This is a genomic window from Virgibacillus sp. NKC19-16, assembly GCF_021560035.1.
Taxonomy (GTDB): domain Bacteria; phylum Bacillota; class Bacilli; order Bacillales; family Amphibacillaceae; genus Virgibacillus_L; species Virgibacillus_L salidurans.
Genome location: NZ_CP074373.1, coordinates 2,039,258 through 2,054,676, shown reverse-complemented (window position 1 = coordinate 2,054,676; position 15,419 = coordinate 2,039,258). Strand labels below are relative to the sequence as shown.

At 37.6% G+C, this 15,419-nt stretch carries 18 protein-coding genes; all 18 read left to right on the top strand.

The window, feature by feature from the left end; translation table 11 throughout:
* Positions 1 to 12: 12 nt before the first annotated feature.
* Entirely contained in the window at positions 13 to 759 is a 747-nt protein-coding gene (locus tag KFZ58_RS10635) for a 16S rRNA (uracil(1498)-N(3))-methyltransferase (protein WP_235791291.1), read from the top strand.
* Positions 760 to 789: 30 nt separating this feature from the next.
* Positions 790 to 1,443, top strand: coding sequence for a deoxyribose-phosphate aldolase (gene deoC, locus KFZ58_RS10630; RefSeq protein WP_235791290.1), 654 nt, complete (start codon positions 790 to 792; stop codon positions 1,441 to 1,443).
* A gap of 170 nt (positions 1,444 to 1,613) precedes the next feature.
* Positions 1,614 to 1,790, top strand: coding sequence for a 30S ribosomal protein S21 (rpsU, locus tag KFZ58_RS10625; protein ID WP_156291110.1), 177 nt, complete (start codon positions 1,614 to 1,616; stop codon positions 1,788 to 1,790).
* A gap of 15 nt (positions 1,791 to 1,805) precedes the next feature.
* On the top strand, positions 1,806 to 2,252 hold the full coding sequence (locus tag KFZ58_RS10620; protein ID WP_235791289.1) for a GatB/YqeY domain-containing protein: 447 nt from the start codon (positions 1,806 to 1,808) through the stop codon (positions 2,250 to 2,252).
* A gap of 159 nt (positions 2,253 to 2,411) precedes the next feature.
* Positions 2,412 to 3,743 carry an NfeD family protein gene (locus tag KFZ58_RS10615; RefSeq protein ID WP_370642266.1) on the top strand — a complete coding sequence of 444 codons (1,332 nt, stop codon included), beginning with the start codon at positions 2,412 to 2,414 and terminating at the stop codon, positions 3,741 to 3,743.
* Positions 3,744 to 3,781: 38 nt separating this feature from the next.
* Complete coding sequence (gene floA / locus KFZ58_RS10610) at positions 3,782 to 4,777, top strand: flotillin-like protein FloA (RefSeq protein ID WP_235791288.1); 996 nt, start codon at positions 3,782 to 3,784, stop codon at positions 4,775 to 4,777.
* A gap of 30 nt (positions 4,778 to 4,807) precedes the next feature.
* A complete protein-coding gene (locus tag KFZ58_RS10605) occupies positions 4,808 to 5,308 on the top strand; it encodes a YqfB family membrane protein (RefSeq protein WP_235791287.1) in 501 nt (166 codons plus the stop codon).
* A 123-nt stretch (positions 5,309 to 5,431) separates the two neighbouring features.
* Positions 5,432 to 5,713: a sporulation protein YqfC gene (yqfC, locus tag KFZ58_RS10600; protein WP_235791286.1), complete on the top strand. Its 282-nt coding sequence runs from the start codon at positions 5,432 to 5,434 to the stop codon at positions 5,711 to 5,713.
* Positions 5,714 to 5,738: 25 nt separating this feature from the next.
* Positions 5,739 to 6,974, top strand: a complete 1,236-nt coding sequence (gene yqfD, locus KFZ58_RS10595) for a sporulation protein YqfD (protein WP_235791285.1) — start codon at positions 5,739 to 5,741, stop codon at positions 6,972 to 6,974.
* A gap of 2 nt (positions 6,975 to 6,976) precedes the next feature.
* Entirely contained in the window at positions 6,977 to 7,936 is a 960-nt protein-coding gene (locus KFZ58_RS10590) for a PhoH family protein (protein ID WP_235791284.1), read from the top strand.
* A 434-nt stretch (positions 7,937 to 8,370) separates the two neighbouring features.
* Complete coding sequence (locus tag KFZ58_RS10585) at positions 8,371 to 8,586, top strand: hypothetical protein (RefSeq protein WP_235791283.1); 216 nt, start codon at positions 8,371 to 8,373, stop codon at positions 8,584 to 8,586.
* Positions 8,587 to 8,923: 337 nt separating this feature from the next.
* Positions 8,924 to 9,388 carry an rRNA maturation RNase YbeY gene (gene ybeY / locus KFZ58_RS10580; protein WP_235791282.1) on the top strand — a complete coding sequence of 155 codons (465 nt, stop codon included), beginning with the start codon at positions 8,924 to 8,926 and terminating at the stop codon, positions 9,386 to 9,388.
* Positions 9,378 to 9,740, top strand: a complete 363-nt coding sequence (locus KFZ58_RS10575; RefSeq protein ID WP_235791281.1) for a diacylglycerol kinase family protein — start codon at positions 9,378 to 9,380, stop codon at positions 9,738 to 9,740. The genes ybeY and KFZ58_RS10575 overlap by 11 nt, the downstream gene beginning before the upstream one ends.
* A 383-nt stretch (positions 9,741 to 10,123) precedes the next feature.
* Positions 10,124 to 11,026, top strand: a complete 903-nt coding sequence (gene era / locus KFZ58_RS10570; RefSeq protein ID WP_235791280.1) for a GTPase Era — start codon at positions 10,124 to 10,126, stop codon at positions 11,024 to 11,026.
* A gap of 98 nt (positions 11,027 to 11,124) precedes the next feature.
* Positions 11,125 to 11,271, top strand: coding sequence for a YqzL family protein (locus KFZ58_RS10565; RefSeq protein WP_235791279.1), 147 nt, complete (start codon positions 11,125 to 11,127; stop codon positions 11,269 to 11,271).
* 95 nt (positions 11,272 to 11,366) lie between these two features.
* Positions 11,367 to 12,110, top strand: coding sequence for a DNA repair protein RecO (gene recO / locus KFZ58_RS10560; protein ID WP_235791278.1), 744 nt, complete (start codon positions 11,367 to 11,369; stop codon positions 12,108 to 12,110).
* 301 nt (positions 12,111 to 12,411) lie between these two features.
* The gene (gene glyQ, locus KFZ58_RS10555; RefSeq protein WP_235794724.1) at positions 12,412 to 13,290 is read left to right on the top strand and encodes a glycine--tRNA ligase subunit alpha; all 879 of its coding nucleotides are present in this window, start codon (positions 12,412 to 12,414) and stop codon (positions 13,288 to 13,290) included.
* Positions 13,291 to 15,375 (top strand): glycine--tRNA ligase subunit beta, encoded by a 2,085-nt coding sequence (glyS, locus tag KFZ58_RS10550; protein ID WP_235791277.1) that lies wholly within the window; start codon positions 13,291 to 13,293, stop codon positions 15,373 to 15,375. It begins immediately after the preceding gene.
* Positions 15,376 to 15,419 lie beyond the last annotated feature (44 nt).

Sequence of the window (15,419 nt, the reverse complement as noted above, 5' to 3'; positions counted from 1 at the left end):
TAGGTGCCTAATTTGCAACGATATTTTATTCCTTCTACAGATTGGCATGTGTCTGAGGTTATTATAAAGGGTGATGATGCCCACCATATAAGCCGTGTGATGCGCTATAAAGAGGGAGACAAAATCATTTGTAATCATACGGATGGGATTGCTGCAATTTGTGAAATTACTGCTATAGACCAAAGTATTCATGCAACAGTCCGGGAATGGCTGGATGAAGCAGTTGAACTTCCCATAACTGTAACTGTTGCTCAAGGTTTACCTAAAGGCGATAAGTTTGATTTAATTTTACAAAAGGGAACAGAGCTTGGTGCGCATTCATTCATCCCATTCCAGGCCGAACGTTCTATAGTTGTATGGGATGAAAAAAAGAAAGCCAAAAAAATGAATCGTTTTAGAAAAATTGTTAAGGAAGCAAGTGAGCAAAGTCATCGAAAACAAATCCCTGTAATTCATTCACCTATGACGCTGTCGGATTTAATTGAGGAAAGCACTACTTATGATATGAAAATTTTTCCATATGAAGAAGAAGCGAAAACCGAAAAACACCAATCATTTGGAAGCATCATGAAAAGGTTAGAACGTGATCACCGTTTATTTATCTGTATTGGACCTGAGGGCGGTTTTTCTGTAAAAGAAGCAGAAAAATTAAAGGAAAGCGGGTTTCATCCTGTTCGCCTGGGCCCCCGAATACTACGTACTGAAACGGCAGCTATATATGTGTTGTCAAGCATTTCTTATCAATTTGAAGAGTTATAAGTGTACTTATATTCAGAGAGGAAGTTAATGATGAATAAAGAACTAGCTAAGTATATTGATCACACTGCATTGAAACCAGATACTACAAAAGAAACAATCAAACAAATCGTCGATGAAGCGAGAGAGTATGAATTTGCTTCTGTTTGTGTGAACCCTTACTGGGTGCCATTTTGTTATGAAAATTTAAAAGATACATCCATAAAAATATGTACTGTTATTGGGTTTCCATTAGGCGCAACTTCTACAGCGTCAAAAGTGTTTGAAACAGAACAAGCAATTAAAGATGGTGCTACAGAAGTGGATATGGTTATTAATGTTGGCGAATTAAAATCTAAAAATGATGAAGCTGTACAAGCCGATATAAAATCAGTTGTTTCTGCGGCTAAGGATAGAGCACTCACAAAGGTTATTATTGAAACATCACTACTAAGCAATGATGAAAAAATTCGAGCATGTAAATTGGCAAAAGAAGCTGGAGCAGACTTTGTGAAAACATCAACCGGATTTTCCGGTGGAGGTGCAACAGTAGAAGATATTAAGTTAATGCGTCAAACAGTTGGTAGTGAAATGGGTATAAAAGCATCCGGAGGCGTCCGTGATAATAAATCAACAATAGAAATGATTGATGCAGGTGCAACCCGAATCGGAGCAAGTTCCGGAATTGAGATCGTTAAAGAAAATTAATGTGACAGGAAAAAATCCAAATCATCTAATAAAAATCTAGTTTTTTTGATCAGAGTGAATAATAACTAGTTGACCTATAAGCCTGAATATATTATACTTAATGAAGACATGTGGAGATTATACATATGTCTTTACAAACCTGTTTTTGCTTTGGAGGGAGGGAAATTAGCATGTCAAATACAACTCGCGTCCGTAAAAACGAGTCTCTTGAGGATGCTCTTCGTCGCTTCAAGCGCAGCGTGTCAAAAAGTGGTACACTACAAGAATATCGTAAACGTGAACATTATGAAAAACCTAGTGTAAAGCGTAAAAAGAAATCTGAAGCTGCTAGGAAGCGCAAATATTAAAGAGGGTTGGAGAGCATGACACTACTTGAACAGCTGAATCAAGATATGAAGCAAGCAATGAAGGAAAAAGATAAAGAAAAACTAAGCGTCATTCGCATGATAAAAGCTTCATTACAAAATGAATTGATAAATCTTGGTAAAGATAATCTGTCGGAAGATGAAGAGTTAACTATTCTTTCCAGAGAGTTGAAACAAAGAAAAGATTCCCTCCAAGAATTTAAAACAGCTGGACGTGATGACCTTGTTGAAAAACTTGACACTGAAGTCAATATTTTGCAGGAATATATGCCAAAACAGCTAACGGATGAAGAGCTGGAGGCAGTTGTACAGCAGGCAATTCAAGAAGTTAATGCAACATCCAAAAAAGATATGGGTAAAGTGATGAGTGCAATAATGCCTAAAGTTAAAGGAAAGGCAGACGGCACACAAATAAATAAACTTGTACAAAAACAATTAAGCTGATTAAATAAGGATCCTTGTCATATATATTGACAGGGATCTTTTTAGCAGTATCACTTACCGGGTTATTTATGATATTATTTAATCAGACGGTATATAAAATGAAACCAATTGCCTTAAAATTCGTATATGAGGTAGGCACCAAAAGGGGAGGTGAATATATTGCCAGGCAAAAAACGTTCCATATACATAATTTTATTATTCTCTATCTTTTTGGCAGTAGTAACGGATGCAGGTCAATCTGTTAAAGCGAATGAGAATGGTGCTGGAAAATTGGTTCATATTATACCGATTGAAAACGAGGTAGAACGCGGCCTGGAAGCTTTTTTATCCCGTGCAACACAAGAAGCTGTTGATGAGGGTGCAGATCATATCGTTTTCGAAATTAACACACCGGGTGGACGGGTGGATGCTGCAAGTGAAATTGCTGGAATGCTTCAGAATTTAGAGATACCAACAACTTCCTTTATTGTTAATCAAGCATTATCAGCAGGATCGTATATTGCACTCAACACGGATAATATTTATATGGAGCCACAAGCAACAATGGGAGCAAGTGGGATTATTACGCAAGACGGAAATGCTGCTGATCAAAAAGCGCAATCAGCTTGGCTCGCTTCCATGAGGAGTGCTGCTGAATCCAAAGGAAGGGATCCACTCTATGCTCAAGCAATGGCAGATCCCAGTATAGATCTTCCGGAATATGGTGCTCCTGAGGGAGAATACTTAACACTTGATCCGAATTCAGCAGTAGAGGTTGAATATGCACAAGGTATTGTTGATGACCGAGCCGAATTGTTGAATGAACTAGGTTTATCGAATGCAACTATTTTTGAAGCAGAAACTGCACTTGCTGAAGATGTTGCCAGGTTTTTAACAAACCCTGTTGTAATTCCAATTTTGCTGTCAATAGCAAGTCTAGGATTAATAGTGGAAATATTTTCACCAGGTTTCGGTATCCCGGGAATAATGGGAATTGTGGCATTATTATTATTCTTCTATGGTCACTTTATCGCTGGATTAGCAGGTACGGAGGCTATTGTGCTCCTTATCATAGGAATTGCTTTAATCATTGCTGAATTCTTTGTACCTGGTGGAATTGTTGGTGTACTCGGCGCTTTAGCAGTGGTTGGATCACTGTTAATGTCCGGCTATGATTTAGGGCATATGTCGATGAGTATTGGAATTGCCTTTTTAGTAGCAGTCATAGCTGCAGTCATACTATTTAGAAGAATTGGCATGGATAAAGGTGTCTTTCGTCATATTATCTTAAAGGATCAAACAACGACAGAACAAGGTTATGTGTCCTCCCAAAATCGTTTGGAATTAATCGGTATGGAGGGTATTGCAGTAACCCCCTTAAGGCCTTCCGGAGCGGGAGAGTTTGGTGACGAGCGTTTGGATGTCATATCAGAGGGGTCGTTTATCGACAAAGATAAGCAAATAAAAATTGTAAAAGTAGAAGGAGTTCGGATTGTCGTTATAGAATTATAATATAATGAAGAGAAAATACAAAAACAGGAGGAATTAGCATGGAAATATCAGAACTTATGCCGATTATTATAATCGCGTTAATCTTGATTGCTGTAGCTATATTATTCACATTTATTCCGGTTATGCTATGGATTAGTGCTCTAGCAGCTGGAGTTAAAGTGGGAATCTTTACATTAATAGGGATGCGCTTACGTCGAGTTGTGCCAAATAGAGTAATTAATCCTTTAATTAAGGCACATAAAGCAGGATTAAGCGTGCAAACCAACCAGCTTGAGAGTCATTACCTGGCTGGTGGTAATGTAGACAGAGTGGTAAATGCGCTTATCGCAGCACATAGAGCGAATATCGAGTTACCTTTTGAGCGTGGCGCAGCTATTGACCTAGCAGGTCGTGATGTACTTGAAGCGGTACAAATGAGTGTTAACCCTGAAGTTATTGAAACACCATTTATTGCTGGGATTGCGATGGATGGGATCGAAGTAAAAGCAAAAGCAAGAATTACGGTTCGTGCTAACATTGATCGTCTAGTCGGTGGTGCAGGGGAAGAAACAATTATTGCACGTGTCGGTGAAGGTGTTGTAAGTACAATTGGTAGTTCAGAAGCACATACAAAAGTATTAGAAAATCCCGACATGATTTCACAGACTGTGTTAAGTAAGGGACTTGACTCAGGAACTGCCTTTGAAATTCTATCGATCGATATTGCTGATGTTGACATCGGTAAAAACATTGGTGCTATTCTGCAAACAGATCAAGCTGAGGCAGATAAAAACATCGCACAAGCGAAAGCCGAAGAAAGACGCGCGATGGCTGTTGCGCAAGAACAAGAAATGCTCGCACGTGTACAAGAAATGCGCGCAAAAGTTGTGGAAGCTGAAGCTGATGTACCACTCGCACTTGCAGAAGCCCTTCGTTCAGGTAATTTAGGAGTAATGGATTATATGAGCTATAAAAATATCGATGCAGATACAGATATGCGTGATTCCATCGGTAAACTGACAGAAGAAGATAATGATGATAATAACCCGAAATAAGCTAATCGACACCGGTAAAGGAGGGTTATTGTGGAATCTCTTATACAATTGATTATGGATAACCTGTTTATAGTCATCATTATTATAGCTGGGATTATAGGGTTCGTGAGGAACAGTTCAGCGGAACAAGAACAGGAAAAAAGGCAAACGAATAGACCTAGACCTAGGCCAAATCCTTCTGGTGGAGGTAATCAACCACAACAACAGAGAAGGAATCATGAGAGTCAATCCAATCAGCCAGTTCCTACATCCATTGAAGAACAGCAAAGTGAACAGCTGGGACGTTTGGCGAACCAATTGCGAACCGAGACAAAAGACGCGATGGAAAAACTCCCTCATGATGGAATTATTGGAAATACGTTACGTGAGCCTAATAAGGAAAATTCCGGGAACCAAGAGAATTTAAAAAGGCAAATTAAACGTAACTTAGGAAAAACAGGATTAGTAAACGGTATTATTATGTCAGAGGTTTTAGGGTCACCAAGAGCAAAAAAACCTTACGAAATTAATCATGCAAAACGAAGAAAATAGTAATTAATCAAGAGTCATTAACAAGGTAGCTTCAGTAGCTCCATTGTTGATGGCTCTTTTTTCTTTATTGTTCTTATCTTTTCATCTCCGTCATAAACATGGTTATGAGAGGGGGATGCCCTAGTGAAAAAATGGCAACAGCATATCCGTCCTTGGTTAGTAAAATATCTTGCACTTCCTTCTGATGTGATGCTTGAATTACCACGAATAACGATAATCGGACAAATTCATGTCTATATTGAAAACCACCAAGGATTAGCAACCTATTCTGATACGGAACTTCGATTAAAAACAAATAAAGGTTTTATCCAAATTACGGGATCTTCCTTTGTATTAAAAATGATGTTACCAGAGGAAATTTTATTGGAAGGTACAATTACAGAAGTGAAATTTATTCCTGATTAATATTCGCTGATTTAAGGAGGACGAAATGAAGCATAAACAAGGTGCATTTATTACAGGATATGTAACAATTTTAATTAAAGGAGACAGGCCAGAGTTATTTTTCCAAAGATGTATGCAACAAGGTATTCCAGTATGGGATGTAAAAAAAACAGATGATGATACGTGTTCTGGCAATGTTAGACTGCGTGATGTAAAAGAAATAAAAGCAATAAAAAGAAAAACAGATTATAAATTAGCATTCACGGATAAGAAAGGATATCCATTTTTTATAAAACGTTTTATAAAGAAAAAACCACTGATGATTGGACTGATTATGAGTATTATGCTCGTCATATTTTTATCGAATATTATCTGGGAGGTTCAAATCACCGGGGTGCCAACGGAGATTGAAGAAAAAATCAGTGAACAGCTTGATGATTACGGTGTTCATTCCGGTGCATGGATTTTTACATTGGAGCAGCCAACTGCTATTCAAGATCAATTAATAAAAGATGTTCCTGAATTGTTATGGGTTGGTGTAGAACAAAAAGGGACAACCTTTTACCTTGAGGGTGTTGAAAAGTCAATTGTCGAAGAAGAAGAGCCTACGGGGCCGCAGCATTTGGTGGCAACGAAAAAGGGTGTTATTAAAAATATGTATGTCTCACAAGGACTACCTAAAGCGAGCGTTAATGATTATGTTGAGCCAGGAGATGTGCTGGTCTCAGGTATAATTAATGAAGAAGAAAACGAAGAGAATGAAGAGGATGAGGAGGATAGCGAGAGACAATTAGACCTCGTAGCTGCTGAAGGTGATATAACAGCAACTACATGGTATGAAGTATCCGTAAATGTTCCATTAGAAGGGAACTATGAAATGCTAAGCGGTGAACAGGAGAAAAAGTATTATTTAGGCATAGGAAACCTGCAATTACCAATATGGGGATTCAGAGATCCGGATTACGAAGACATCCATAGAGAAACGAATGAAAATTCAATCCGTTTCTTTAACTGGGAGTTACCCGTAAAATTTATTGATACTACTTTAAGTGAAAAGGTGTATAATACTGTTGAAAGAACAAAAGAAGAAGCAATAAATACAGGTATTCAGCAAGCGAAAAATGAATTGAAATTACAGCTGGGTCCAGAGTCGCAAATTATCTCTGAGAATGTTTTGCATGAAACAATAGAGAGTGGTAAAGTTAAATTAAACTTATATATCAGTGTAGAAGAAAATATCGCCAAAGCTGAACCAATTGAACCTATAAGTCAAGGAGATTGATTATGTCGGAAAACCTTACTGTTATAGACTTACAATTAACAAGTTCAAGCGAAGCATTAGCTTTGTTTGGAAACAATGATAAATATTTAAAACAACTGGAAGAACAATTAAATGTCTCTATTGTAACGCGAGGGGAAAAGATTAGTGTTTCAGGATCAGATGAAGATATATCACTTGTTCAGAGCGTTCTTTTAGCATTATTATCTGTTATCAGAAAAGGTCTATCGATCTCTGAACGTGATGTCATTTATGCTGTTGATTTAGCTAAAGCTGGAAAGATCAAACAGTTTGAAACCCTCTTTGAAGATGAGATAACGAAGAATGTAAAAGGAAAACCGATCCGGATTAAAACATTAGGCCAAAAGGAATACGTCGCTAATATCAGAGCATATGACTTATGTTTCGGAATTGGGCCTGCGGGTACTGGTAAAACATATTTAGCTGTTGTAATGGCAGTTCATGCGTTGAAAAACGGCCTGGTCAAAAAAATTATACTAACCCGGCCCGCTGTTGAAGCAGGAGAAAGTTTGGGATTTTTACCTGGTGATCTAAAGGAAAAGGTTGATCCTTACCTAAGGCCTTTATATGACGCATTACATGATGTGCTCGGTGCGGAACATACCTTGCGTTTACTTGAGAGAGAAACCATAGAAATTGCACCACTTGCATATATGCGTGGACGTACACTTGATGATGCATTTGTCATATTGGATGAAGCGCAGAATACAACACCTGAGCAGATCAAGATGTTCTTAACCCGTTTAGGATTTGGGTCGAAAATGATCGTCACTGGTGATGTAACACAAATAGATTTACCAAAAGGAGCGACGTCAGGCCTTAAAGTAGCAAGTAAACTCTTGTCTTCTGTCAAAGGGATAGCCTTTATACACCTTGACCAGACAGATGTAGTTAGACATCCATTAGTACAGCGAATTATTGATGCTTATGAAAAGGATAGTTAGTATTTTTATGTAGGCGTATAAGATAGAATTAGCTTATTTCTATACTATCAATTCGTAATACCGGATGAACAGATGAAAAAGAAAATGAAGGTTCATGTAAAGGCATTGTTCAAAACGAAGAACCAATGGATTTTTATAGTACTACCTGTATTTGCTATTTACCCACTAGCGCGCGGGAAGAAGGAAGAAAGCTGTTTATTTCCGCTTTAAGGGATGCCATGGAAAATGGGGTCCGGACAGAAAATAGTGAAACCGCAATTTCAAATGTGAAGCAACGTATTTGTTTTATTAGTTAAATAATTAATTAATGAACGACTTCCGATTATTCTTAGTACACTTTATGCTATTCTAGGCAGTATCATTTTTAGTGAAATACCAGTTTTGTTTAATGTTGAGGCAGGTGTCTAATTCTTTTTTTCCAACTAGCCGGAATTATGTTTTTAGTACATGTAAAAGATCGTTTAACAATTCTCAAAGCGGGTATTAGAATAATTGTGGTGCATGTTACAGTTGTATTATTATTTATATTTCTTTCATTTGAAAAATATGCTATCAGTGATCTATTTATACAATCCGGTTTCGGGGCAGCCTCTGCATTTCTTTCAGCAGTGTTGACACTTGGATTACTTCCTTTTTTTGAAACAGGATAAGGAATCCTGTCTGATTCAAAATTATTGCAGCTCTCGAATCCGAACTAGCCATTGCTTAAAAAGATATTAACAGAAGCATAAGGAAAGAGACAGCAACAAACAGCTGAACGAAAAAAATATCGGTATCCAGGGCCAAAGCCACAAACAAAAGAAGCAGCCATTATCTGTGTATGTGATCCGGTGGAAGCGACTGTTCGTTCATTAAAAGAACCCACAGAAAAAAATTGAAGAAATTGTCGCATCCATTGTGAATGATCCTATGCTGGATTGCCAACCCCCAATTACGCTAAGGTATTTTTCATTCGATAATTCAGTAACCTATGAAGGAGGCAAAATAATGTATATTGACTTTCATGATTCAACAAACTCTGTCCCTACCGATTATATTGATTTATTGCATCGATTACTCCTATTTTCAGCTGAGAAGGAAGGCATTTCCAATGAAGCTGAAATATCAGTGAATTTTGTGGATGATAAGGAAATCCAAGAGTTGAATCGTAATTACAGGCAACAGGACCGGCCTACAGATGTTATCTCCTTCGCATTGGAGGAAACGGTCGAAGGTGAACTGGATATTATCGGTGATGACATTCCATTAGTTTTGGGAGACATTGTTATCTCGGTTGATAAAGCGAAGGAACAGGCAGAGGAATATAACCACTCCTTGGAGAGGGAAATAGGGTTTTTAACCGTACATGGATTTCTTCATTTGCTGGGATATGATCATCAAGAAAAGCAAGAGGAAACGCTTATGTTTCAAAAACAGGAAGATATATTGAGGAAGTTTGGCATTGAGCGATAAAAAAACCCCGATCGGATTTGCCTTCGCCTGGAACGGGATACGTGAAGTCGCCAGGACAGAACGGAATTTTCGAATTCATCTTGCTGCTGCGCTACTGGTTGTAATATCAGGGTTTTTCTTTCCATTAACAAATGTAGAATGGGGTATTCTAATCCTGGTTATCGGTTTGGTATTGGTTACCGAAATAACAAATAGTGCTATTGAAAAAATGATGGATTACGTTAAACCGGATATGCATCCAGCCGCACAAGTGATTAAAGATGTTGCTGCAGGAGCTGTTTTAATGTCAGCGATTATTGCAGTCATTATAGGATTACTGATATTTCTTCCAAAGTTAGATATGCTGTTTTAGTTATACCCTGCCAGTCAGGGTTTTTTGTTTTTACATATTCTAAAAGATTGTAGCTTTTGATACAAAGGATATAGATTGCGACGTATCTTGATGTGATCGTTAATCCACCGCTCCGGTAATACACTTCGCTTTCCGCGGGCGGCTGATGAGCCTCCGCTCGCCCGAACGGCGATTATAGCAAATTGTAGTTACGTCGCATTTTATATCAACTCCGAAGATTTACAACTGACGAAAAGGGTATTATATAAAAATACGTAAATTATCAAGGATTGTGTCTAATTTTATAGAAGAAGAGAAACTTTTTAAAGGTTTTGTCGAATGGATGAAACCTGGCTACATTTGTAGTATTATAAAATATAAGAAACACGCATGGAGGATACAACATGACAACAAATTTTAAATCAGGATTTATTGCAATTATTGGCAGACCAAATGTCGGGAAATCAACATTTATGAATAAAGTTATTGGACAAAAGATCGCTATCATGAGTGACAAGCCACAGACGACAAGAAATAAAATCCAAGGTGTGTTGACTCAGAAAGATGCACAAATGGTTTTCATTGATACACCAGGTATTCATAAACCAAAGCATCGATTGGGTGATTTTATGGTGCGGATTGCAGAAAACACATTAAATGAAGTTGATGCTATTTTATTTATGATTGATGCAAAAGAAGGATATGGCAAAGGTGATCAATATATTCTGGATCGTCTGAATCAGGTTAAACGTCCCGTATATCTAATTATAAATAAAATAGATTTGATACATCCTGATGACCTATTTCCTTTAATAGAGCAGTACAGGGTAAAGTATAATTTTGAGGAAATCATTCCTATTTCTGCACTAAAAGGAAATAATGTAGAACCTTTACTTGATGTGCTAAAGGGACATTTGCCTGAAGGCCCCAGGTATTATCCGGAAGACCAAGTGACCGATCATCCAGAGCGTTTTATTATTAGTGAATTAATAAGGGAGAAGGTCCTGCAATTAACAAAAGAAGAAATACCACATTCCGTAACAGTACTCATTGAAAACATTGAAACAAGGGAATCAAATGCTATATTTATCCAAGCTACAATAATAACCGAGAGAAAAACACAAAAGGGAATATTAATCGGCAGGCAGGGAAGCATGCTGAAAAATATTGGAAAAAGCGCCCGTAAAGATATTGAAGCACTACTTGGTACAAAAGTGTATTTAGAACTATGGGTAAAGGTAAAGAAGGACTGGAGAAACAGACAAAGTCAGCTTAAAGAATACGGTTATCGTGATGACGATTATTAAACATGGTAAAATTTAATACTAATTGTTTCTGCAGGTGTGGAAATTCTAAGTAGTGAGTTACATTTTCAAACATGTTAAAAGAAAGGGTGGGGTTTCTTGTGATCGATATTACTTGGAAGCTGTTCAGTCAAACGGGAAACATTGAAACCTATTTATTAATGAAAGAGTTAGAAAATGATTCAAAGCCACATGAGGTCACACAGTCTGCAAATGTTGAAAATCGACCACTGGATACAAAAATATAAGTAAACAGCACTTTCGCTTTATTTACGGGGACACGCGCTCAGATTAACATGAAGCAAGATTGTTGCTTAATCTGAGAAGATAAGAGGTGAGATAAGTGCTCGAAAAAATGGATGGAATTATTATTAAGACACAAGATTATGGTGAGACACATAAAATCGTAACTATTTTTAGTAAAAAGCTGGGAAAGTTCTCTGCTATTGCCAGAGAAGCAAAAAAGCCTAAAAGCAGAATGGCTGCTGTAACGCAGCCATTCATATATGGTCAGTTTTTTGTTTATGTCAACAGCGGACTAAGTACAATCCAACAAGGAGAAGTGATATATTCATTTAGAGCAATTCGAGAAGATATTATCAAAACAGCCTACACAGCCTATATTACGGAATTAACAGATAAACTTACCGATTTCCAAACACCGGATATTTATATATATGAACAGTTATATCAAACGATGAATTGGATTGCTGAAAATGAGGATGTGGATATTCCAATCATGATGTACGAGTTAAAATTGTTTAAGAAGGGTGGGTTTGCACCAACTGTTGATAGATGCGTTAATTGTGGTAACAAGCAGGCGACCTCCGCCTTTTCGATTGCAGAAGGAGGGTTATTATGTAATCGCTGCAGGCACTTGGATCATGAAGCTATAGCCTTACCAGAATCTGTTGCTAAACTCCTCTATGTATTTGCAAGTATTGAACTTGAAAGAGTCGGCTCCGTTTCTATAAAAGTAAAAAACAGAAATTTATTAAGGAAAATTTTGGATGCTTATTATGATCAGTATGGAGGTTACTTTTTAAAATCACGTAAGGTTTTAAATCAATTGGATGCTTTAAGGTAATAGTAATAGCTTTTATTGACATATACGGATAGATACAGTATTATTTATACATATTTCAATAAAATGATACGTATTGCTGGGATGGAGAATAGTACTTACTTGACTATTTGTAGCGAGTCCAGATTAGTGTAAGCTGGATAATAGAACAGTAAGGAATGGCGCTCTGGAGCATACATAACAAGTGGCTCTTATTTTAATGAGCAAATAGGGTGGAACCACGGCTTAAAAACCCGTCCCTATGTCGATATTTAGACATAGGGACGGGTTTATTATGTGTATGAAGACTTGGAGGATAGTGATGATGAATATTCAGGAAATGATTTTAACACTTCAGAAACACTGGTCAGAACAGAATTGTATTATTATGCAGGCTTATGATGTAGAAAAAGGTGCGGGGACAATGTCACCAATGACATTGCTAAGAAGTTTGGGACCGGAACCTTGGAATGCGGCTTATGTGGAACCATCACGAAGACCTGCAGATGGGCGTTATGGAGACAACCCAAATCGGTTGTATCAGCATCATCAATTTCAAGTTGTTATGAAGCCATCTCCGGATAATATTCAGGAATTATATTTGGAGTCACTGAAACAGCTTGGTATTGATCCACTTCAACATGATATTCGTTTTGTGGAGGACAATTGGGAGAACCCAACCTTAGGTGCTGCTGGATTAGGATGGGAAGTGTGGCTTGATGGTATGGAAATTACACAATTTACCTATTTTCAACAAATAGGCGGACTGGAAGCAAGCCCCGTAACAGTAGAATTAACCTATGGTATTGAGCGTCTGGCTTCCTATATTCAAGACAAAGGAAATGTATTTGATCTGGAATGGACAGATGGGGTTACCGTTAGAGATATATTTTTCCAGCCTGAATACGAACATTCAACTTATACATTTGAAGAATCAAATACAGATATGCTGTTTCAGTTATTTTCCATGTATGAACAGGAAGCAAAAGTAACCATGGAAAAAGGGTTGGTTTTTCCATCTTATGATTATGTACTAAAATGTTCCCACACGTTTAACTTGCTTGACGCAAAAGGGGTTATCTCTGTAACAGAGAGGACCGGGTACATTACAAGAATTAGAAAACTAGCAAGACAAATTGCAAAGGCTTATGTTGCCGAAAGAGAACGGCTCGGATTCCCCATGCTAAAAAAGGAGGCGAAATAAATGGCGAAAGATGCTTTATTTGAAATAGGCCTTGAAGAATTGCCTGCACGATTTATAGATCATGCTGAGAATCAACTTGCTGAGAAGACAAAAATCTGGTTAAACGAAGAACGCGTTGGATATGGGAGTATAACGACGTTTTCCACACCTAGAAGACTTGCAGTACTAATCAAGGGCATGGAAGAGGAACAGACAACTATTGAAGAAGAAGCGAAAGGTCCGGCGGAAAAAATAGCAAAAGATGCAGAAGGTAATTGGTCAAAAGCAGCATTAGGCTTTACAAAAGGACAAGGTAAAACAGTAGAGGATATCTATACAAAGGAAATAAATGGAACGTCCTATATTTTCGTAAAAAAACATATTGAGGGAAAGAAAACGGCGGATATATTACCGGAATTTAAAGCAATCATCGAGTCCATCCAATTTGGGAAAAATATGCGTTGGGCTGAGGAAACCCTGAGGTATGCCCGCCCGATCCGTTGGCTTGTAGCGTTGTTCGATGAAGCTGTTATCCCTTTTGAAATTGCTCAGGTAAAAACAGGTAATGAAACATTTGGCCACCGATTTTTAGGAGATAAAATCGCGCTGGATAAACCTTCAGAATACCAATCTGCCTTACGCAAAAATTTTGTTTTAGTTGATGCTAGTGAACGTGAACAGTTAATTTTAGATGGGATTAGAAAACTGGAAACAAAAGGGGGTTTCCAGATTCCTGTTGATCAAGAATTACTGGATGAAGTTCGCAATTTAGTTGAGTATCCAACTGTATTTATTGGTTCATATGATCAAAAGTTCCTGCAGTTACCTTCAGAAGTACTAATCACATCCATGAAAGAGCATCAACGTTATTTTTCTGTGAAATCTAATGACGGTGTACTCCTACCTTATTTTGTTGGTGTGAGAAATGGGAATGACTATGAGCTTGATACTGTCAAAAAGGGTAATGAAAAAGTACTTCATGCACGATTATCGGATGCTCAGTTTTTCTATGAGGAAGACCAAAAGCATTCCATTGATTACTATTTAGAAAAATTAGAACGTGTCGTTTTCCAGGAGAAATTAGGAACAATCAGTGATAAGGTATCTCGTGTTGTTCACCTTACAACCAAACTGGGAAACTTATTAAATCTTGATGAAGATACAGCAGATATAGCTGTAAGGACTGCAGAGATCAGCAAATTTGATTTAATGACAAATATGGTCAGTGAATTTACCGAGCTGCAGGGCGTAATCGGAGAAAAATATGCATTAAATTATGGAGAAGATAAAGATGTAGCCAAAGCAATAAGGGAGCATTATTTACCAAAGCAAGCAAATGGTGAACTACCTGAATCGCTTGCAGGGTCGATTGTAAGTGTTGCTGATAAAATGGATACCATCGTTGGCTCTATTGCTGTCGGATTAACACCAACAGGCTCAGCAGATCCCTATGGTCTGCGCAGACAGGCTACAGGTGTACTTCGAATCATGAAGGACAATAAGTGGAATGTTTCACTGGAGACCCTTATAGAAGTCACACAAAATCTATATCAAACAATGGATATCGATCAAGAGGGTATCGAAAAAGTAAAACATAATCTGCATGGATTTTTCCAGCTTCGTGCTGCATATTTACTAAGGGAAATGAACATTGAACAAGACGTTGCTCGGGCAGTCTTGAACAGAGAAATTGGTATTGTACATTATACATTTGGAAAAGCGAATGTACTAACGGAAAAACGTAATGACGATCAGTTTAAATATATTCAAGAAGCTTTGGTGCGAGTCTTGAAGTTATCAACCAAAACAAATCACTCAGAAGTGGATCCGGCATATTTTGAAACAGATACAGAGCGGGCTTTATTTGAAGCCTATCAATCCGTATATAATAAATATAGGGAAGCTAAAAAGCAAATGGAAGCAGGTCGCACCCTAGCTGTACTTGGGGAACTAGCCGAACCTATTCATCATTTCTTTGAACATAACATGGTGATGGCAGAAGATGAGCAGCTTCAAGATAACCGACTTTCACTGGTAAATAGCATTGCTTATTTAATAAAAGACTATGCTGATTTGTCAGCTGTTGAGTGGAAACAACACTTTTAAACAATATAACGTATATTTCCTTTTCTCTCAAATTAGTATATAAT

Bases quoted from the DNA above. Each gene is read 5' to 3' on its own strand.
- glyS (WP_235791277.1), top strand. From the start codon at position 13,291: ATGGCGAAAGATGCTTTATTTGAAATAGGCCTTGAAGAATTGCCTGCA.
- KFZ58_RS10590 (WP_235791284.1), top strand. From the start codon at position 6,977: ATGTCGGAAAACCTTACTGTTATAGACTTACAATTAACAAGTTCAAGC.
- glyQ (WP_235794724.1), top strand. From the start codon at position 12,412: ATGAATATTCAGGAAATGATTTTAACACTTCAGAAACACTGGTCAGAA.
- KFZ58_RS10585 (WP_235791283.1), top strand. From the start codon at position 8,371: ATGTTTTTAGTACATGTAAAAGATCGTTTAACAATTCTCAAAGCGGGT.
- floA (WP_235791288.1), top strand. From the start codon at position 3,782: ATGGAAATATCAGAACTTATGCCGATTATTATAATCGCGTTAATCTTG.
- KFZ58_RS10620 (WP_235791289.1), top strand. From the start codon at position 1,806: ATGACACTACTTGAACAGCTGAATCAAGATATGAAGCAAGCAATGAAG.
- era (WP_235791280.1), top strand. From the start codon at position 10,124: ATGACAACAAATTTTAAATCAGGATTTATTGCAATTATTGGCAGACCA.
- deoC (WP_235791290.1), top strand. From the start codon at position 790: ATGAATAAAGAACTAGCTAAGTATATTGATCACACTGCATTGAAACCA.
- ybeY (WP_235791282.1), top strand. From the start codon at position 8,924: ATGTATATTGACTTTCATGATTCAACAAACTCTGTCCCTACCGATTAT.
- yqfD (WP_235791285.1), top strand. From the start codon at position 5,739: ATGAAGCATAAACAAGGTGCATTTATTACAGGATATGTAACAATTTTA.
- rpsU (WP_156291110.1), top strand. From the start codon at position 1,614: ATGTCAAATACAACTCGCGTCCGTAAAAACGAGTCTCTTGAGGATGCT.